General features: G+C 70.4%; 16 protein-coding genes. 7 read left to right on the top strand and 9 right to left on the bottom strand.

Annotated elements, in window-relative coordinates:
* The first annotated feature begins 73 nt into the window (after window positions 1-73).
* Window positions 74-2,548, top strand: a complete 2,475-nt coding sequence (locus ASC99_RS31065; protein ID WP_057238326.1) for an RICIN domain-containing protein — start codon at window positions 74-76, stop codon at window positions 2,546-2,548.
* Between the two features lie 80 nt (window positions 2,549-2,628).
* On the opposite strand, the gene ASC99_RS42415 is transcribed toward ASC99_RS31065, so the two are convergent.
* From ASC99_RS42415 to ASC99_RS39130, 5 genes are all read right to left on the bottom strand, one after another.
* Window positions 2,629-3,012 (bottom strand): substrate-binding domain-containing protein, encoded by a 384-nt coding sequence (locus ASC99_RS42415; protein WP_369825209.1) that lies wholly within the window; start codon window positions 3,010-3,012, stop codon window positions 2,629-2,631.
* Window positions 2,898-3,653 (bottom strand): LacI family DNA-binding transcriptional regulator, encoded by a 756-nt coding sequence (locus tag ASC99_RS31060; RefSeq protein WP_369825208.1) that lies wholly within the window; start codon window positions 3,651-3,653, stop codon window positions 2,898-2,900. Before ASC99_RS31060 ends, ASC99_RS42415 begins: the two co-directional genes overlap by 115 nt.
* A gap of 252 nt (window positions 3,654-3,905) precedes the next feature.
* A complete protein-coding gene (locus ASC99_RS31055) occupies window positions 3,906-4,637 on the bottom strand; it encodes an ABC transporter permease (protein WP_057238325.1) in 732 nt (243 codons plus the stop codon).
* Window positions 4,634-5,794: a sugar ABC transporter ATP-binding protein gene (locus ASC99_RS31050; RefSeq protein ID WP_235502645.1), complete on the bottom strand. Its 1,161-nt coding sequence runs from the start codon at window positions 5,792-5,794 to the stop codon at window positions 4,634-4,636. The genes ASC99_RS31055 and ASC99_RS31050 overlap by 4 nt, the downstream gene beginning before the upstream one ends.
* Window positions 5,791-6,096, bottom strand: a complete 306-nt coding sequence (locus ASC99_RS39130) for a hypothetical protein (RefSeq protein ID WP_057238324.1) — start codon at window positions 6,094-6,096, stop codon at window positions 5,791-5,793. The genes ASC99_RS31050 and ASC99_RS39130 overlap by 4 nt, the downstream gene beginning before the upstream one ends.
* A gap of 530 nt (window positions 6,097-6,626) precedes the next feature.
* Between ASC99_RS39130 and ASC99_RS31040 the strand changes: the two genes are divergently transcribed.
* From ASC99_RS31040 to ASC99_RS31015, 6 genes are all read left to right on the top strand, one after another.
* A complete protein-coding gene (locus ASC99_RS31040) occupies window positions 6,627-7,577 on the top strand; it encodes a carbohydrate ABC transporter permease (protein WP_082598779.1) in 951 nt (316 codons plus the stop codon).
* Window positions 7,574-8,467, top strand: coding sequence for a carbohydrate ABC transporter permease (locus ASC99_RS31035; protein WP_235502644.1), 894 nt, complete (start codon window positions 7,574-7,576; stop codon window positions 8,465-8,467). Before ASC99_RS31040 ends, ASC99_RS31035 begins: the two co-directional genes overlap by 4 nt.
* Before the next feature lie 56 nt (window positions 8,468-8,523).
* On the top strand, window positions 8,524-9,861 hold the full coding sequence (locus tag ASC99_RS31030) for an ABC transporter substrate-binding protein (RefSeq protein WP_057238323.1): 1,338 nt from the start codon (window positions 8,524-8,526) through the stop codon (window positions 9,859-9,861).
* Between the two features lie 118 nt (window positions 9,862-9,979).
* Complete coding sequence (locus tag ASC99_RS31025; protein ID WP_057238321.1) at window positions 9,980-11,731, top strand: beta-galactosidase family protein; 1,752 nt, start codon at window positions 9,980-9,982, stop codon at window positions 11,729-11,731.
* Window positions 11,732-11,898: 167 nt separating this feature from the next.
* The gene (locus tag ASC99_RS31020) at window positions 11,899-13,179 is read left to right on the top strand and encodes an NAD(P)/FAD-dependent oxidoreductase (protein ID WP_057238320.1); all 1,281 of its coding nucleotides are present in this window, start codon (window positions 11,899-11,901) and stop codon (window positions 13,177-13,179) included.
* Window positions 13,180-13,465: 286 nt separating this feature from the next.
* Window positions 13,466-14,854, top strand: coding sequence for a uracil-xanthine permease family protein (locus ASC99_RS31015; protein ID WP_057238319.1), 1,389 nt, complete (start codon window positions 13,466-13,468; stop codon window positions 14,852-14,854).
* Window positions 14,855-15,245: 391 nt separating this feature from the next.
* Here the strand turns inward: ASC99_RS31015 and ASC99_RS31010 are convergent, their stop codons facing one another.
* The 4 genes from ASC99_RS31010 to ASC99_RS30995 form a co-directional block, all read right to left on the bottom strand.
* Window positions 15,246-15,584, bottom strand: a complete 339-nt coding sequence (locus tag ASC99_RS31010) for an RNA polymerase-binding protein RbpA (RefSeq protein WP_082598778.1) — start codon at window positions 15,582-15,584, stop codon at window positions 15,246-15,248.
* 215 nt (window positions 15,585-15,799) lie between these two features.
* The gene (katG, locus tag ASC99_RS31005; protein WP_057238316.1) at window positions 15,800-17,989 is read right to left on the bottom strand and encodes a catalase/peroxidase HPI; all 2,190 of its coding nucleotides are present in this window, start codon (window positions 17,987-17,989) and stop codon (window positions 15,800-15,802) included.
* Between the two features lie 419 nt (window positions 17,990-18,408).
* The gene (locus tag ASC99_RS31000) at window positions 18,409-18,714 is read right to left on the bottom strand and encodes a hypothetical protein (RefSeq protein ID WP_057238315.1); all 306 of its coding nucleotides are present in this window, start codon (window positions 18,712-18,714) and stop codon (window positions 18,409-18,411) included.
* Between the two features lie 445 nt (window positions 18,715-19,159).
* Window positions 19,160-19,900, bottom strand: coding sequence for an alpha/beta fold hydrolase (locus ASC99_RS30995; protein WP_057238313.1), 741 nt, complete (start codon window positions 19,898-19,900; stop codon window positions 19,160-19,162).
* Window positions 19,901-20,172: the final 272 nt, after the last annotated feature.

The raw sequence follows: 20,172 nt of genomic DNA, 5'->3' as shown, positions 1-20,172 counted from the left end.
CACCGACGCCCCTCCACCCTGCTCGGCGGAGGGGCGTCGCGCTGCCCGATCCGACCACCCAGGAGACCCCGTGATGCTCCGTCAGTCACCACCCGCCCGCATCTCCAGGCCCCGCACCGGCCGGACCAGGACCGGTCTCACCGCCGTGGCCGCCGTGACCGCCGCCCTGGTCGCCGGGATGCTGAGCGCTCCCCCCGCCGTCGCCGACGAGGCGGCCGCCCACGTCACCGTCCGGCTCGATCCCGGCTACCAGCAGCAGCCGTTCCAGGGCTGGGGCACCTCGCTGGCCTGGTTCGCCGAGGCGACCGGCGGCTGGCCGGACGCGAAGCGCAACGAGCTGGCCGACGCCCTCTACGGTGCGGACGGTCTCGGCTTCACCGTTGCGCGGTACAACCTCGGCGGCGGTGACAGCCCGGAGACCCAGCCGTACCTGCGGCCGGGTGCCGCGGTGCCCGGCTACTGGAACCGGCCGGCCGCCTTCGGCCCGCCGGCCGGTGGCACCCAGGGCTGGACCGAGCCCACCGACTGGTGGAACCCGTCCGACCCCACGCACTGGAACGCCGCCGCCGATCCGAACCAGCGCTGGTGGCTGCAGGCCGCGAAGGCCCGTGGCGCGGACACCTTCGAGGCGTTCTCCAACTCCGCGCCGTACTTCATGACCAGGAGCGGCCTGGTCTCGGGCGCGGGCAACAACTGGGAGGACAACCTCCGCCCGGACCAGTACGACCGGTTCGCCGCCTACCTGACCGGGTCGCTGCAGCGGGTGCAGGCCGCCACCGGCGTGACCTTCGGCGCGATCTCCCCGATGAACGAGCCGATCACCTCGTACTGGGGCGCGTACGGGCCGCAGGAGGGCTCGCACTGGGACCCCGCCTCGCAGGCGCACCTGATCACCAGCCTGCGGACCGCGCTGAACGGCGCCGGTCTCGGCACGCCGGTGTCGGGGATGGACGAGACCAACCCCGACCTGTTCCGGGACGACTGGAACTCCTACGGCACCGCGGTACGCGCCGCCGTGGGCAAGCTGAACACGCACACCTACAGCACCGGCGGCCGGGTCGGCGTGCGCGACATCGCCAAGGGCTCGGGCAAGCCGCTGTGGATGTCCGAGGTCGACCTGGGCGACAGCATCCCGCAGAGCTTCACCGACATGACGCCGGGTCTGGACCTCGCCCGGCACATCAACGGCGACATCCGGGAACTCGAGCCCGGCGCCTGGGTGATGTGGCAGGCTGTCGAGGACTACCCGAACATGATGCCGGGTCAGGAGGACGCCAACTGGGGTCTGATCCAGGTCGATCTGTCCACCACCGCGCCGGCCGCCGAACCGCTCCGCAGGAACAAGAAGTACTGGGCAATGGCGAACTACAGCCGACACATCCGCCCCGGCGCCCGGGTGATCAACACCGACTCGGCGGACACCGTGGCGGCGCTGCGGCCCGGCGGAGCGGGCGCCGTGGCCGTCTACACCAACACCACCGGCGCCGCGCAGACCGTCACCTTCGACCTGGCGGCCTTCCAGAACGTCGACACCGCGACCCCGGTCCAGCGGTACACCACCGACGCCGGCAAGAACGCGGAGCGCGAGGCCGACCTGTCCACCACAGCCGCCAGGACGCTCACCGCGACGGTGGGCCCCGCCTCGGTGACCACCTTTGTCATCCCCGGCGCCACCGGCGTCGACACCACGGCGACGACCGCTCCGACCGGCCAGCAGCAGCAGCAGCTGCTGAACGACCACAGCGGGATGGCGCTGTCGGCGGGCCCGACCACCCAGAGCAGCCCGGTCCAGCGCACCTCCAACCCGGCCGACGCGGCCCAGCGGTGGACCTTCAGCAAGGTGGCCGGCGGCTGGAACAGCACGGCCACCTACCGCATCACCAACGCCAAGAACGGCAAGGCGCTCAGCGTCGCCTCGGGCGTGCTGGGCTTCGCCTCCTCAGGTTCCTCCGCCCAGCAGCTGTGGATGCTCTCCGACACCGGCAACGGCCACCGCACCCTGCTCAACAGCGCGACCGGCACCCTGCTCGACGTCTCGGGTGCGGCCACCAACGACGGCGCCACGGTCGGCGTCTTCCAGCCGACCACGGGCAGCAACCAGTCCTGGCAGCTGCGCAGCACGGCGGCCGACAGCTGGAAGGCACTGCGCCTGCGGCACAGCGGCAAGTGCGTCGAGGCCCAGAACGCCTCGCCCGCAGCCGGCGTGCCGGTCGTGCAGGACGCCTGTGACGGCACGACCGCCCAGCAGTGGTCGCTGCGGGCCGGCAACACCCCCGGCTACGTCTCGGTGGTGGGACGCAACGGCGGCCAGTGCCTGGACGTCTCGGGGATCGCCACCTGGGACGACGCCCCGGTGGTGCAGTACACCTGCAACGACGGCGCCAACCAGCAGTGGTCGGTGCGCACCACCGGGGTCGGGTACGTCACCCTGATGGCCCGTCACAGCGGGAAGTGCCTGGACGTCCTGGCGGCGTCGACCGGTGACAACGCGCAGCTCGTGCAGCGTCCCTGCACCGGCGGCAGCAGTCAGCAGCTCCAGCTCGGCTGACGGCGCCCCGTCGCCACGGTGCACCGCCCGGCCGGGCGGTGCACCTTAGACCCACCCCCCAACTGCCGGAGGGTCTTACCTCATGCCCGGAGGCGGGCCGACGGGGGTGCGGAACTGGACCGGACGACCAGCTCGGGTGTCACCGAGATGAGCCGGGCGGCGGGACGCTCGCCGGGGGGCGAGTCGACCTGGTCGAGGAGCAGCTCCACGCACTGGCGGCCGACCTCCTCGAAGTCCTGCCGGACGGTGCTCAGCGGAGGCGCGAAGTAGGCCGACTCGGGCACGTCGTCGAAGCCGACCACGCTCACGTCCTCCGGCACCCGGCGGCCCGCCTCGCGCAGGGCCAGCATCAGGCCCAGCGCCATGTGGTCGTTGGCGGCGAAGACCGCGGTGACCTCGGGACGGGTGGCCAGTGCCTTGCCGATCCGGTAGCCGGACGCGGCGGTCCAGTCGCCCAGCTCCAACGGGGGGACGGGGGCTCCCGCATTCTTGAGTAGGAGTCCTGCGGGCCGCCGAGGTGCCAGACCGTGCGGTGGCCGAGGTCGAGCAGGTGCCGGGTCGCGGCCGTCGCGCCGGCCGCCTGGTCGGTGTCCACCGAGTGGAACCGCCGCTCGGGGTCGCCGTCGGCGACGACCACCGGGACGCCCGAGGTGACGTTGAAGCCGCGCCGGTCGAGGATCTGCGCCTCGATGACGACCAGGCCGTCGACCGCCTGGTCGGTCAGCTGGCGGACGGCCTGCTGGACGGCGTCCTCGGTCTGCTCCTCCGCGCAGACCACGTTCACCGAGTACCCGGAGGCCTGGGCGGCGTGCGAGATGGCGGCCAGCGTGCGGGCGTTGCCCTGGGCCGCGATGTCGAAGGCGACCACGCCGAGCACGTGGAAGCGCCCCAGCGTCAGGGCCCGCGCGGCGCTGTTGCGCTGGTAGCCGAGCATCCGCATCGCCGACAGGACCCGATCGCGGGTCTCGGGTTCGACGTTGGACCGGTGGTTGGCCACGCGGGAGACGGTCTGGGAGGAGACACCGGCCAGCGCGGCGACGTCGGCCTGCGAGGGCGGGCGCTGCTTGGTACGGGTGGTGGCGCCGGGTGTCGCGCTGGGTTCCATGCCGGTCCTTCCTCGCGTGGCTGCGTGAACATGCTAGCGGGGAAGGCGCCGAGTACCCGCATTCGGGTCCCGCACGACAGAGCAGGCTGCCGGTTCCCCCTACCCCGGAAGGGGCCTGGAGAACCAGCAGCCTGCAGGTGGATCGGCCGACCCTCGGCGGCCTTCCACCGATCCGTCCCACCCCGGGCCGGGGCCGCCACGACCGTGGGGCGGCCCCCGACGTGACCCGGCGGAGGGACGGAGCACCGGGGATCAGGCGGGCAGTCCGACGGCGCGTTCGCCGCTGCGGCGCTGCTGGATGACGATGGCGACGACCAGCAGGGCGCCCTGGGCGACGTTCTGCCAGAACGAGTTGATGCCCTGGACGGTGAGGCCGTTCTCCAGCGCGCCGAGCAGCGCGACGACGATCAGGATCCACACCATGACGGGCAGTCCGGCGACCTTGCCGCGGCCGAGGAAGACGAAGAGGTCGTCGTTGAGGACGTAGCCCTGGGCGCGGCCGTCGGACAGCAGCTGGGCGAGGCCCTTGTACGCGGCCAGTCCGGCGAGGGTGGCGATGGTGGGGTTGACCCGCCCGTAGACGATGACCACACCGTTCAGGACGCCGATCAGAACGCCGACGCCGACGGCCGCGGCCATGCCGACCAGGGCGTTGGAGTCGGCCCCGGTGAAGGCCATCGCGCTGACCACGGAGGCGACGCCGACCTGGGAGCCGACCGAGATGTCGAGGCCGCCGCAGATGATCACGACGGTCTGGACCACGGCGAGCAGGCCGGTGATGGTGGCGGCCTCGGCGATCACCTGAACGTTGGAGATGCTGAGGTAGTTCTCGTTGAGCACGCCGAACAGGCCGAGTACCAGGACCAGGGCACCGATGAGGCTGAGGTTCTGGCCGCCGACGGACGCCAGGAAGGAGGGCGGGCTCGGGTTCCGGCGGCGGGGGCTGCTGCCGGTGTCCGGGGGTGTGGTGGTCGTGGTGCTCATGCGAATGCTCCAGGAGTGAGGGCAGGGACGAGGTCGTCGGCCATGGCGAGGTTGAGGATGGCTTCCTCGGTGGCCTCGTCACGGCTGAGTTCGCCGGTGATGCGGCCGCTCTGCATGACGACGATGCGGTCGGCGAGGCCGAGAACCTCGGGGAGTTCGGAGGAGATCACCAGAATGGCGACGCCCTCCTTCGCGAGGTCGGCGATGATCCGGTAGATCTCGGCCTTGGCCCCGACGTCGATCCCCCGGGTCGGCTCGTCCAGGATGAGCACCTTCGGCTTCCGGGCGAGCCAGCGGGCCAGCACGACCTTCTGCTGGTTGCCGCCGGAGAGCTTGCGCACCTCGTGCTCGATGGAGGGCGCGCGCACCCGCAGCCGGTCGGTGTACTCCTGGGCGAGGGCCCGTTCGGCCGAGCGGCGGACGAACCGCCAGCGGCGCAGCCGGTCCAGGACGACCAGCGAGGTGTTGTCCCGGATCGAGCGGTGCAGCAGCAGGGCCTGGGCTTTGCGCTCCTCCGGTGCCAGGCCGAGCCCGGCCCGGATCACCTCGCCCGGCCGGCCGGAGCGCAGGGTGGTGCCGTCCAGGGTGACGGTGCCGCGGTGGATGGGCAGGTCACCGGCCAGGGCCAGGGCGAGCTCGGACCGCCCCGCGCCGATCAGGCCGGCCAGTCCGACCACCTCGCCGGCGTGGATCCGCAGGTCGATGTCGCGTACGGCGTCGGTGCTGACGCCGCGGACGTCCAGCACCAGGCGGTCGGTGGCGGTGTTCTGACGGACGAACATGGTGGAGAGGTCCCGGCCGACCATCAGCCGGACCAGTTCGCCCTCGCTCGTGGCGGCGGCGTCCTGCACCCCGGCCAGCGCCCCGTCGCGCAACACCGCGATGCGGTCGGCGAGTTGGAAGATCTCCTGCATCCGGTGGGACACGTAGACGATCGCGATCCCCTGGTCGCGCAGCCGGCGGATCAGGCTGAACAGCGCGGCCACCTCGTACTCGGAGAGCGAGGAGGTGGGCTCGTCGAAAGCGATCACCCGGGCGTCACCGGTGACCGCCCGCATGATCTCCACCAACTGGCGCTGCGCGGAGGTGAGCTGACTGCCGATCAGATCCGGGTCGAGCGCCCCGGCGAAGCCCAGCCGGTCGAGGTCCGCGGTCACTTCTGGGCGACGGCCGACTGGACCTCGCTGATCGTCTTGTTGGCGTCGCTGCCCAGGTTCACCACCTTGAGGTCGACACCGAGCTCGGCCGCCTTGGCCTTCGCGCCGGCCGCCTCCCCGACGAAGTACTCCTGGTCGCCCTGCTTCTGCAGGTAGGTCATCGAGATCTTGCCGGTGACCGGTGCGACGGACGCGTCGGCGCCGGACCCGGCGCTCTGGCCGGTGGAGCAGGCGGTGGTCAGACCCAGCGTCAGGAGGAGGCCGGCTGCGAGGGCAGCCCGGCTGCCGTGGTTACGGATCATGGGGGAACTCCTAGGTACGTGCGCCGACAGCGGGCGCACGGTGAGGGGAGGAGAAGGAGGGGCCGCTGAGGGCCGGAGGCCGGGGCGGCCCGTACGGGCGGAGGACCACGGCAGGAACCACGCAAGAACGATCAGAATCCAACACGTTCAAACGCGATGGAAGCAATGTCGCCCGCCTCGCAGCTCGGCGTCAAGGCGGAAAACCGACCGATACGCGCTCGTAACCTTGCCCGCCGGTGGTCAACTCGGCGGTAACCAGCGGCTCTTGAGGCCCATCCAGGGGTTCGGCTCCGGCGGGCGGCACCACCCGCCACCAGGGGATCACCCGGGTCGGGGTGGTCGGCTGCCCCCGTTCGGGCGCTCCTCGCTCCGGCGTCGCACGGGCCGGCCCGGGGTGTCCCGTGTGACAGGGAAGTTTCATCACGAAGACGCATCACGCCGTGACGAGTACTTGACTGGCCCGCTGTCGGCGGTCAAGACTCAGCGCCAGCTTCATGTTGGCGTAAACATCAGCCGTGAAGGGCACTACCGTGAGCACGTCGAACCCCCCGGCCCAGGCCACTACGGACCGACCAACAGGACGGTCCCGCAGAGCGTCACGTTCCGACCGGCTCGGTCACGGGTCCTTCGGTTACGTCTTCTTCGCCCCGTTCCTGGTCGTCTTCGTGATCGGCATCGCGGCACCCCTGGCGTACGCCGCGTACCTGAGCCTGTTTCAGGACCGGCTGGTCGGCGGCAACGTGTTCGTCGGATTCGACAACTACACCCGGGCGTTGGGAGACGATCTGTTCCGGGCCGGCCTCTGGCGGGTCACCCTGTTCCTGCTGGTCCAGGTCCCGGTGATGCTCGGGCTCGCCCTGCTGGCGGCGCTGGCGATCGACAGCGGACGGTTGCGCTGGCCGGCCCTGTTCCGGATCGGGATCTTCGTCCCGTACGCCGTCCCGGCCGTGGTGGCGTCCCTGATGTGGGGTTACCTCTACGGCGACCGCTTCGGTCTGATCCGTCAGATCGGCGACGCGCTGCACGTCGACGTACCCCGACTGCTCAGCGACTCCTGGATGCTCACCTCCATCGGCAACGTGGTGACCTGGGAGTACGTCGGCTACAACATGCTGATCCTGTACGCCGCGCTGCGCACCGTGCCGCAAGAGCTGTACGAGGCCGCCGAGATGGACGGGGCCGGCGAGTTCCGCAAAGCCTGGAGCATCAAGCTCCCCGCGCTGCGGCCGGCCCTGGCGCTGACCACGGTCTTCTCGATCATCGGGACGTTCCAGCTGTTCAACGAGCCAAACGTGCTGCAGTCGCTCGCGCCGGACGTGGTGTCCACCAGCTACACACCCAACATGTACGCCTTCAACCTGGCCTTCAACGGCCAGCAGTTCAACTATTCGGCAGCCGTCGCCGTGGTCCTGGGCGGGGTGACCGCAGTGGTCGCCTACGCCGTGCAGGTCCGGTCGATGCGGAAGGAACAGAGCCTGTGAGCGCCAACACCCCCCTCCGCGGCCGACCTCGCGCCCGGCGGTCGAGCACCGCGCTCACCGTGGCCATGGGCCTGATGCTGCTCTACGCGCTGCTGCCGCTGTTCTGGCTGGTGATGTCCAGCACCAAGGACACCGGGTCCCTCACCAGCAGCTTCGGGCTCTGGTTCGGCGACGGCTTCCACCTCTTCGACAACGTCTGGAACGTCCTCAGCTACGACGACGGCATCTACCTCCGGTGGTTCGCCAACACCCTGCTCTACGCGGTAGTTGGGGCCGGTGGAGCCGCCCTCATCTCCACCGCGGGCGGCTACGCGCTGGCGAAGTACCGCTTTCGCGGCCGGACCGCGCTGGCCGCCCTGGTGCTCGGCGCGATCGCCATCCCCGGCACCGCGCTGGCGGTCCCGACCTACCTGCTGTTCAGCAAGCTGGGCATCATCGACACCCCCTGGGCCGTCCTGCTGCCCTCCCTGGTCAGCCCGTTCGGCGTCTACCTGATGCGGGTCTACGCCATCGGGGCGGTACCGGACTCGATGCTGGAGGCCGCCCGGATCGACGGGTCCGGCGAGATCCGGACCTTCTTCACCATCTCGCTGCGGCTGCTCGCCCCGGGCTTCGTCACGGTGCTGCTGTTCTCGCTGGTCGCGACCTGGAACAACTACTTCCTGCCGCTGATCGTGCTCAGCGATCCCGAGTGGTTCCCGCTCACCGTGGGCCTCAACCAGTGGAACTCGCTCGCCACCGGCGCGGCCGGCAGCGGCGCCACCACCACCGGCTTCTACCCCCTGGTGGTCACCGGCAGCGTGCTGGCGATCATCCCCCTCGTCGTCGCCTTCCTGTTCCTCCAGCGCTTCTGGCAGTCCGGCCTGGCCGCCGGAAGCGTCAAGGAGTGACACCCGGTCATTTCACCCTCCTCGCTCTCCCACGATCACAGCAAGGAAGTCCCGCCATGACCCGTGCAACCAGCCCCTCCCGCCGCAGACTGCTGGCCCTCGTGCCGGCCGCCGCGCTGGCCCTCAGCCTCACCGCCTGCAGCTCGGACGCGACCAGCCCCGGCACCGCCGACCCGGCCGCCGCGCTGGACACTCCGACCACGCTGACCTTCTGGACCTGGGCGCCCAACCTCGACAAGACGGTGGCGATCTTCGAGCAGAAGTACCCGAAGATCAAGGTCAACATCGTCAACGCCGGCCAGTCGGCGACCGAGTACACCAAGCTGCAGACCGCGATCAAGGCGGGCAGCGGCGGCCCCGACGTGGCCCAGATCGAGTACTTCGCACTGCCCGAATTCGCGATGTCCAAGCGGCTGGTCAACCTCAAGGAGTACGGCGCGGCCGGCCTGGAGCCCAAGTTCACGCCCTCGGCCTGGTCGCAGGTCGCCGTCGGCGACGGCATCTACGCCATCCCCCAGGACACCGGCCCGATGGCGATGTTCTACAACAAGAAGCTGCTCGACCAGCTCGGCATCGAACCGCCGAAGACCTGGGCCGAGTTCGAGACCGCCGCGATCAAGATCAAGGCGTCCGACCCGAAGCGCTTCATCGCCTCCTTCGACCCGGGCGACGCGGGCGGCCTGGACAGCCTGCTCTGGCAGGCCGGCAGTCGTCCGTTCCAGCAGAAGGACGCCACCTCGGTCTCGGTGAACCTGCAGGACCCGGGTGCCAAGAAGGTCGCCGACATGTGGACCAACCTGATCAGCCGCAAGCTCGTCGACCCCGTGCCGGGGTGGACCAACGAGTGGTGGCAGTCCATGGGCAGCGGCCAGTACGCCATGTGGATCACCGGCGCCTGGGCGCCCGGCAACATCGTCTCCACCATTCCCGACACCGCCAAGGACTGGCGGGCCGCGCCGATGCCGCAGTGGAACGCCGGTGAGAACGTCACCTCGGAGAACGGCGGCTCTGCCGTCGCAGTGCCCAGCACCAGCAAGAACAAGGCCGCCGCCGCAGCCTTCGCGATCTGGCTGAACTCCGACCCGGAGGCCGCCCGCTCGCTCTCCGAGAACGGCCTGTTCCCCGCCACCACCAAGCTGCTCGGCGACCCCGCCTTCCTGGAGAAGCCGCTCGCCTCGCTCGGCGGTCAGCAGGCCAACCAGGTCTTCGCCGCCTCGTCGGCCGGCGTCGGCAAGGGCTGGGGCTACCTGCCCTACCAGGTCTACGGCAACTCGGTGTTCAAGGACACCGTCGGCCAGAGCCTGGCCACCGACACCAACGCCGGCTTGGTCGCCTGGCAGAAGCGCATCGTCGACTACGGCACCCAGCAGGGCTTCAAGGTCACCACGCCATGACCGCACGGTCAGCGCCGGCCCGGGACGTGCTCCCGGGTCGGCGCCGACCGGTCATCCCCACCACCGCGCGCAGGCGGCAGCGTTGCGCCGAACACCGACTTCCCAGGAGCAGCAGCTCATGCCCGTCCTGCAGATCACCGACGAGGGATTCCGCCTCGACGACGAGCCGTTCCGGATCATCTCCGGCGGCCTGCACTACTTCCGCGTCCATCCCTCGCAGTGGGCCGACCGGCTGCGCAAGGCCCGCCTGATGGGTCTCAACACGGTCGAGACGTACGTGCCTTGGAACCTTCACCAGCCCCGCCCCGACGAGTTCCGGCTGGACGGCGGCCTCGACCTGCCGGCCTTCCTCGACCTGGCCGCCGCCGAGGGGCTGCACGTGCTGCTGCGGCCCGGCCCGTACATCTGCGCGGAGTGGGAGGGCGGCGGTCTGCCCTCCTGGCTGCTCGCCGACCCCGGCATCCTGCTGCGCAGTCAGGACCCGCGCTATCTCGCGGCGGTGGACGCCTACTTCGAGCGGCTGCTGGCACCGCTGCAGCGTCACCTGTCGACCAACGGCGGCCCGGTCATCGCCGTCCAGGTGGAGAACGAGTTCGGCGCCTACGACGGCGACACCGCCCACCTGGTGCACCTGGAGCAGCTGCTGCGGCGCTGTGGCGTCGACGTCCCGCTGTTCACCTGTGACCAGCCCGCCGACCTGGTGCGGGGCTCGCTGCCCGGCGTGCTCGCCACCGTCAACTTCGGCAGCCGCTCCGAACAGGGCCTCGCCGCACTGCGCGCCCACCAGCCGAACGGGCCGTTGATGTGCACCGAGTTCTGGATCGGCTGGTTCGACCGCTGGGGCGGTCACCACGTGGTCCGCGACGCCGCCCAGGCCGCGCAGGAGTTGGACACCCTGCTGGCCACCGGCGCGTCGGTCAACCTCTACATGTTCCACGGTGGCACCAGCTTCGGCTTCACCAACGGCGCCAACGACAAGCACACCTACCGGCCGACGGTCGGCTCCTACGACTACGACGCCCCGCTCGACGAGGCCGGCGACCCGACCGAGAAGTACCAGGCGTTCCGTCAGGTGATCGCCAAGTACGCGCCCGTCCCCGCCGAGCCGGTGCCCGGCCGGGCCGCCAAGATCGGCTCGGCTGCGGTCCAACTGACCAGCAGCGCGCAGCTGTTCGCGAACCTGTCGGCCCTCGGGGCCGCCGTACGCGCTGAACGACCGCTCACCATGGAGCAGTTGGGGCAGGACTTCGGTTACGTCCTGTACCAGACCGCACTGCCGAGCGCCGGTCCGGTGCTGCTGGAGGTGGGATCGGTCCGCGACCGCGCCCAGGTCTTCGTGGACGGCCAGCCGATCGGCGTGCTCGAACGCGAGAACCACGAGCGGGCGATCGCCTTCACCGTGCCCCGGGCGGACGCCGTCCTGAGCGTGCTGGTGGAGAACCAGGGCCGGGTCAACTACGGCTCCGGCGTCCACGACCGCAAGGGACTGCTGGGCCGGGCCCTGCTCGACGGCACCGAACTGACCGGCTGGAGCAGCCGGCCGCTGCCGCTGACCGCGCTGGACGGACTCGCCTTCGCCGAGACCGGCGCCGCGCCGGTGGGGCCGACCTTCCACCGCGGCACCGTACGGATCGACGAGGTCGCCGACACCTTCGTCCACCTGCCCGGCTGGACCAAGGGCAACGTCTGGATCAACGGTTTCCACCTCGGCCGCTACTGGTCCCGGGGCCCGCAGCGCTCGCTCTACGTGCCCGGCCCCGTCCTGCGTCCGGGGGCGAACGAGATCACCGTGCTGGAGCTGCACGCCGCCCACGGCGCGCTCACCGTCGAGCTGCGCGAGACGCCGGACCTCGGGCCGACCGAGGAGTAGCCTGCCTCCTTTGCGCCGTGTTAACGCGGACATGGAGATCTGACACGTTGGTGACACCACGCTCACACCTCGGCCCTGCGGCTCTTGACAGGTGTTCATGTTCCTGACAGCACTGGCAGTGCATCACTTCCACGAACGGCACCACACCCGAAGGGAGCGATCAGCGCATGACCAACCCTGAGAGCGCGGACCACGGCTACGACGTCGTCATCAGCGGAGCCAGTCTCGCCGGCAGCGCCGCGGCGATCCTGCTCGCTCGACGCGGTGTCCGCGTCGCGCTGCTGGAACGCCGCTCGGACCCGGAGGCGTACAAGGTGCTCTGCACCCACTCCCTCACGGCCAACGCCTACCCGGTGCTGGACGAACTCGGCCTCGTCCCCGCTCTGGAGCAGGCCGGAGCCGTTCGTAACGAGGCTCGTTGGCACACGCGTTGGGGATGGATCGAGGCGAAGGCCGCGCCGGGGGGCCCCGAGCTGCCGTACGCGTACAACGTCCGGCGCAGCACCCTCGACCCGTTGATCAGGTCCCGTGCGGCGCAGACCCCCGGCGTCGATCTGCTCCTCGGCCACCAGGTGACCGGGCTGGTCCGGGAGGCCGGGCGAACCGTGGGGGTGCGTGCGTCGACAGCACAGGGCGAGCGGGAGATCCGGGCCCGCCTGGTGGTCGGTGCCGACGGCAAGGACTCGGCCGTGGCGAAGTTCGCCGAGGTGCCCGCCCGGTCGTACGAGAACGCCCGGTTCGCCTATCTCGCGCACTTCCGCAACCTTCCGCTGTCCGGCGGGATCGCTCAGACCTGGTTCCTCGAGCCCGATATGGCGTACGCGTTTCCCAACGACGACGGGGTGACGGTCGTCGCGGTGCTGCCGGACAAGAAACGGCTGCCGGCCTTCCGCGAGGACCTGGAGGGCAGCTTCCTCGCCTTCGTCCGCGCGCTGCCCGAGGCGCCGCCCATCGACTCCGCCGAGCGCATCACGAAGATCATTGGAACGGTCAACTACCCGCTGCACACCCGCAAGCCGACCGCTCCGGGCATCGCGCTCGTCGGCGACGCCGCCCTGACCGCCGACCCCCTGTGGGGAGTGGGCTGCGGATGGGCCCTGCAGTCCGCGCAGTGGTTGGCAGAGGCGATTGCCCCGGCTGCAACCGGCCATGGCGACCTCGACAGGGCCCTCGCGGCGTACGCGCGCCGGCACCGCCGACTGCGCAGCCACCAGTACCTCGCCGCCGACTTCGCCAAAGCCCGTCCCTTCAACCCCATGGAGCGGCTCATGTACTCGGCGGCGGCGCGTGACGCAGCGGTGGCGCGGCACATGCACCGCTTCGCATCCCGACTGATCGGCCCGCTGCGGTTCCTGAGTCCCGCGGCCGTGGCCAGGGCTTCGGCCGTCAACATCCGGCACCGTCGGGCAGCCGTCGACCCCGCACAGCTGTCGCACACGGGGTCCTGACGGGCTCCCCTCCTGGCTTCCGCAGGTCAGGGATCGGCGGCCGAACCGGTCCTCGAGGTGCTGTCGTAGGCGGGTCTCGTGCGGGGTCAGATAGCCCCAGCTTGAGTGTCTGTGCAGTCGGGGGGTGCAGAAGGTCTCGATGAAGGACACGGGTGTGAGTGGACCTCGAACTCGCCGGCCTGAGTCGTGGCGTCGGCGCGGCAGGTTTGGTGTGGGTGAGCCGGTCATGATCAGCTGACTCTCTGTTCTGCCCGCGTTCGGGCACATGTGGGGGAGGAGTGTGACCATGGCGAGCTTCGGGTGGAAGCTGCACGGGGACGGCCGGAGCCCGGGGCCGGGGGCGGTGGTGCGGCCTGATGAGCGGCTGTCCTGGGGGCGGACCGTCGGGCTCGGGGCGCAGCACGTGGTGGCGATGTTCGGGGCGACCTTCGTCGCGCCGGTGCTGATGGGGCTGGATCCGAACCTCGCGGTGATGGTGTCGGGTGTGGCGACCGTCTTCTTCCTGTTGGTGACGGGTGGTCGGATTCCGAGCTACCTGGGCAGCAGCCTCTCCTTCGTCGGTGTCGCGGCAGTGATCAAGACCCAGGGCGGCGACGCGGCGACGCTGACCGGTGCGCTGCTGGTGGTCGGTGCGGTGCTGGCGGCGTGTGGTGCGGCGGTGCAGGCGCTGGGTGCTCGGGTGATCCACGCTGTTCTGCCGCCGGTGGTGACCGGTGCGGTGGTGATGCTGATCGGCTTCAACCTGGCGCCGGTGGCGGCCGGGACGTACTGGCCGCAGGACCAGTGGGCGGCGCTGCTCACCATGTTCTTCACCGGGTTCGCGCTGGTGGCGTTGCGCGGTTTCTGGTCGCGGATCGCGATCTTCCTCGGGCTGGTCTTCGGGTACGGGATCTCCTGGGTGCTCGACCGGGTCTTCGGGCAGATCCACTCGGCGAACGGCGCGGGCCAGGTCACCGATCACTGGCGGCTCGATCTGTCGGGCGTCGAGCACGCGGACTGGATCGGCCTGCCGTCTCTCCACGCGCCGAGCTTCTCGCTCTCGGCGGTGCTGGTCGCGCTGCCGGTGGTGGTGGCACTGATCGCGGAGAACGCCGGTCACGTGAAGGCGGTGGGGGAGATGACGGGCGATCAGTTGGACGACCGGATGGGCGTCGCGATCATGGCCGACGGCGCCGCCACCGTCATGTCGACGGCGGTCGGCGGCCCGGCGACGACGACGTACGCCGAGAACATCGGGGTGATGGCGGCGACGCGGGTGTACTCGACTGCGGCGTACTGGTGCGCGGCTGGCTTCGCGATCCTGTTCGGCCTGTGCCCGAAGTTCGGAGCGGTGGTCGCGGCCATCCCTGGCGGGGTGCTGGGCGGGATCACGGTGGTGCTGTACGGGATGATCGGCCTGCTCGGCGCCCAGATCTGGGTCAACAACCGGGTCGACCTCGCCAACCCTCTGCACCTGGTCCCGGTGGCGGCAGGCGTCATCATCGGCATCGGCAACGTCACCCTCGAGTTCACCGACACCTTCGAGCTGAGCGGCATCGCGCTCGGCACCCTGATCGTCCTGACGGGCTATCACGTGCTGCGCGTGCTGGCCCCGGCCCACATGAAGCACCCTCAGGAAACGCCGCTCCTCGACGCGGGCACCGCCGACTACGACGGCCGGCCCACCCCTCGCTGACTGGTGATCAGACCTTGCCGTGGCGAGCATCCTCGACAAGATGCTCGCCACGACCGAGGCGCACAGTGGAGCGGTCTGCGGCGAACCAGCGGCCCCGACCCTGAACCCCATGACCCCAGTAGCCCGAGGATCTGCATCGCTGCACGTCAGACCGTGGACAGCCCGCGCGGTTTATCAGTACCGATCTCGCGCACGCCGGCCTCCGACACCGTCACCGGGACCCAGGAGAGCTCGCTGAATCCGGGTCGAGCAGCGCCGTGGTCCGTACCTGCGGCCCGATCTCGACCTCCTCAGCGGTGAGCACGCTGAGGACGCCGGCTACCCCCCCCCGAAGCCGGCCGGGCGGGGCGGCGACCGGTCACCGTGCCGGATCGCGGCGGCGTCCCGGCGGTCAGACGGTCCCGCGCAGCTTGGCCAGTGCTTCGTTGAGCAGGATCTCGCCGTCTTCCTGGGTGCGGCGTTGCCGGACGTAGCCCAGGTGCGTCTTGTAGGGCGCTTTTCCTGAGGAGTCAGGCGCCTGGTCGGGGTCGGGGCCGGCGGGCAGACCGCACTTGGGGCAGTCCCACGTCTCCGGGGGCACGGCCTCGATCGCGAAGCTGGGCTGGGTGTGGTGGCCGTTGGCGCACCAGAACGACACCCTTCTGCGCGGGGCGAGTTCACCCCGCTCGGACTCACCCATCGGCCCCGAACCGATCCGGGCACCTTTGATGCCACTGCGTCCCTGTGCCACGATCGCTCTCCTCGGCCATGATGTCCACGCCTCGGATGTGCATGGGGACGCCCAGCGTACGTCCACCCTCGCGCAGCGCCGCCACGGCCTCTGCCGCTGCCTCCGCTGAGGCGCCCTCCTCGCGGCTGACGGCCCGTCACGTCGCGAGCGCCGGATCGTGTGCCCGGTCGGCCCACAGGGGCCGACCGGGCACCGCCGCACAGCCGTTCGGCCGCTCAGCGCAGGTCGAACCGGTCGAGGTTCATCACCTTGTCCCACGCCGCCACGAAGTCGCGCACGAACTTCTCGTCGGAGTCCCCGGCACCGTAGACCTCGGCAATGGCGCGCAGCTGGGAGTGCGATCCGAAGACGAGGTCGACGGCGGTGGCCGTCCACCTCACCTCGCCCGTCGCTCGGTCCCGCCCCTCGAAGACGTTCGCTTCCGACTCCGACGCCTTCCACTCCGTGCCCATGTCGAGCACGTTGACGAAGAAGTCCGTGGTCAGCGCCTGCGGACGCCGTGTGAAGACTCCGTGCGGGGAACCCCGGAACCCGGCGTCCAGCACCCGCATGCCGCCGACCAGGACCGTCAGCTCGGGCGCGGTCAGCGTCAGCAGGTTCGCCCGGTCGAGCAGCAGGGTCTCCGGCGACAGCTTCTCGCCGGGGCGCAGGTAGTTGCGGAACCCGTCCGCCGGCGGTTCGAGCACGGCGAACGACTCCACGTCGGTCTGTTCCTGCGAGGCGTCCGTGCGCCCCGGCGCGAACGGGACCGTGACGGCGTGCCCGGCGTTGCGCGCGGCCCGCTCGAGCGCTGCGCAGCCGCCGAGGACGAGCAGGTCGGCGAGCGAGACCTTCTTGCCGCCGGTCTGCGCGCCGTTGAAGTCCCGCTGGATCTCCCCCAGTCGCCGCACCGTCTCGGCCACCTCGGGCAGGTCGTTGACCTCCCAGTCCTTCTGCGGCGCCAGCCGGATCCGCGCCCCGTTGGCCCCGCCGCGCTTGTCGGTGCCGCGGAAGCTCGCCGCCGCTGCCCACGCCGTGGTGACCAGCTGCGGAATGCTCAGGCCGGAGCCGATGATCCGGTCCTTGAGGGCGGCGATGTCCTGGTCCGCGACCAGTTCGTGATCGACTTCGGGGACCGGGTCCTGCCACAACTGCGGTTCGGGAACCCACGGTCCGAGGTAGCGGGGGACCGGGCCCATGTCGCGGTGCAGCAGCTTGTACCAGGCCTTGGCGAACGCCTCGGCGAGCTGGTCCGGGTTCTCGTGGAAGCGCCGGCAGATCGGCTCGTAGACCGGATCCTTGCGCAGCGCGAGGTCCGTCGTCAGCATCATCGGGGCGTGCCGCTTCGACGGGTCGTGCGCGTCCGGCACGGTGTCCTGCGCCGCGGGGTCGGTGGGCTTCCACTGGCGGGCCCCGGCGGGGCTGGTGGTCAGCTCCCAGTCGTACCGGAACAGGTTGTCCAGATAGCCGTTGTCCCACCTCGTCGGCTCGCTGGTCCACGCGCCCTCGAGCCCGCTGGTGAGCGCGTCGGCGCCCTTGCCGCTGCCGTACGTGTTGTGCCAGCCCAGGCCCTGCTGCTCGAGCGGGGCGGCCTCGGGTTCCGGGCCGAGGTAGGACGGGTCGACGGCGCCGTGGCACTTGCCGAACGTGTGGCCGCCGATGATGAGCGCGACGGTCTCCTCGTCGTTCATCGCCATGCGCCCGAAGGTCTCCCGGATGTCGCGGGCGGCGGACAGTGGGTCCGGATTGCCGTTCGGGCCCTCCGGATTCACGTAGATCAGCCCCATCTGCACAGCGCCGAACGGACGGGCGAGGTCACGGTCGCCGCTGTAGCGCTCATCGCCGAGCCAGGTGTCCTCGGGTCCCCAGAAGATCTCCTCGGGCTCCCAGATGTCCTCGCGTCCGAAGCCGAAGCCGAACGTCCTGAATCCCATGGACTCCATGGCGCAGTTGCCGGCGAACACGAGGAGGTCGGCCCATGAGATCTTCCGGCCGTACTTCTGCTTGACCGGCCACAGCAGCCGCCGCGCCTTGTCCAGACTGGCGTTGTCCGGCCAGCTGTTGAGCGGAGCGAAGCGCTGCGCGCCGCTGCCGCCGCCGCCTCGGCCGTCCGCGATGCGGTACGTGCCGGCGGCGTGCCAGCTCATCCGGATGAACAACGGCCCGTAGTGGCCGTAGTCGGCGGGCCACCAGTCCTGAGACTTCGTCATCAGCTCGATGACGTCCCGCTTCAGCGCGTCGACGTCAAGGGTGGCGAACTCCGTCGCGTAGTCGAAGTCCTCCTCCATCGGATTGGAACGGGACGAGTGCTGGTGCAACACCTGGAGGTCCAGCTGGGCGGGCCACCAGTCCCGGTTCGTCCTGGGCCGGGTCGATGCGGGGGTGGGGGAGGGAATCGCTGGGTTTTCGCTCTCGCTGCCGGGCACGTCCGACCTTTCTTCCTCGCTTGGCTTTTCTACCCTTTCGTCCGCATCGTCCCGCACCGAGGACCGTACGGCGGGAAGAACACGCAGCACACCTCCTCCCGCCGGTGCGGAAGTCATCGTCAAGAGTGGTCGATCGCGTGACGTGTGACGGGCCGCGCCGGCGATGGGCCGTTCCTCCGCCGCCCTCTGAGAACACGGTCAGCAGCCTTGGCGCCGCGAGCCACGCGGGCGTTCTCCAGCCAGGGGCGGCTACCGGTTGCCACAGGCACCGCGTGATCGCGCCGGCCACAGCGCGCCCCGAAGCGCACGGGCTGCATTTCCCCGGCCTGGTCCTTTCACGTCTTACCGGCAGTGCGGAGCCTGGCCCGCCAATGCGCCAGCCTGACCACCATGGCGGTGATAACACCATCGCAGAGGCTCTAGCTGCTCGGGAGCACGAGACTCAGAGCGCTCGTCGCCAGCGGGGCGAGGATGCCCAGAGCAGGGGCTAGGAGCTTGGGGAGGGAGAGGTCAAGGCGCAGGAAGGTGGTGAGGTGCGAGCGCCTGGCCAGCCACTTGTCGTCGAGGTTCGCCGCCTCGGGTACCGGCGCGACCGAGTTGACCAGCTGTACCGTGACCGAGCGCCACTGCATGGCCACCGGCATGAAGACGAACGCGAAGACCGCACTGAAGAACGCGCCGTACATCAGCAAGTACGAGGGCGGGAAGTCTGGGCTGCCCGCCACTCCTGGTCCAGTGCGTCCAGCAGTCCTGCCGGGAGCGGGCAGCCCGGCTCGGCCGGGAGGCTCCGGTCGAGCCGAAACAACCGGACCTGGACATCCCACAGTCCGACGATCAGGAGCGCCTGCAGTCGCCACTTTCCGTCCAGCGGCGGTGGATTGGAGGGGGGCCGCATCGCGCCAGCGCATACGCAGCAGCCGTCCGCTGATCGCCGCCACGACCACCCACATGGCGAACGACGCGCCGACCAGCGCACTCCACAGCGAAAACTCCATCAGCCCCGTGAAGGTACGCCCCCGCGGCGACTGCCCGGCGCCAAGGCGGATGGCACCGGTCCCGAACGCTGCCGCAGCACCCAGGCCCGCCGTGATTCCGACCGGCAGCATGGCCGCTCTCAAACCCGTACGGGATGGCTCGCGCAGTCGCACAGCCGCTCAACGTCATCCCCGGTCAGCTGTCGTAAAGGCTGCGGCCTCCACCGCCGGCGGCGCGCTCCAGTACCTCGGCCAGCTCCAGCGGCGCGGACAGCATCGGGTAATGACCGGTCGGCAGTTCGAAGAAGGTCACGCCGGGCTCGGCCAGCTTCGCAAAGCGGGGCATCCCGGTGGCATGCAGCGAACGGGCGAACTCCACGCTCAACCCGCTCGACAGGCAGAACACCCCGGTGGTTGGCACCCGCAGCCAGTCGCCCGTCAGCTCGACGGGCTCGGTGACCGTCCGAACCGGCTGCGGGGTGGCCAGGCGGAGCCAGCGCTCGTGCTCCGCCTCCGGCACGCCGTGCACCGCCGGGATCTCCTTCGGCGCCGGAACCGCGTCCCCCGCCACCGCCGTCGGCAGGTCCAGTTGCGGCATCGTCAGCACCACCGACTCGCCCGTCTCCGGGGAGCCGGTGTCCACGAACACCAGCCGCGACACCAGCTCCGGCCGCCGGTCCACCGCCGCGACGCATGGAAACGCGCCGTAGCTGTGCGCCACAAGCACCGTTCCCGGGCCCTCAGCGGCGAGCACCTCCGCCACCGCGTCCGCGTGCGACGCCAGTCCGACCGTCGACGCGTCATCCCCCGCGCGCTCCGCCAGCCCAGGCAGGCTGACCGCCACCGCCCGGTGTCCCTTGGCCTCCAGCTCGGCGGCCACCGCCTCCCACGCCCACGCCCCCATGAACAGACCGGGCACCAGTACGAACGTAGCCATGACACACACCCCTTCTCGGCAGCCGCACCCTGCGGCGCCGAGAGGAACGCTATGAGCTCCCCCAGGGGGAGATTCCAGCCCGCGCCAAGGGCAACAGCAGAGGCGGGTGGGACTCGACAAGCTCGGCGGCGCGTTCCTTGGAGATCACGCTCTCATCCATACCCGTGCACGCGGGGAGGAGCTTTCTGGCCTGCGGAGTTGTGGGGGCGCACCGTGGTGCTGAGCGGCATGAAGGTTGCCCGGGTAATGGGAACGGACGGGCACGGAAGCCG

The organism is Kitasatospora sp. Root107, assembly GCF_001424875.1.
Taxonomy (GTDB): domain Bacteria; phylum Actinomycetota; class Actinomycetes; order Streptomycetales; family Streptomycetaceae; genus Kitasatospora.
The sequence above is the reverse complement of the archived record's forward strand: the minus strand, read 5'-3'. Positions and strand labels throughout refer to the sequence as shown.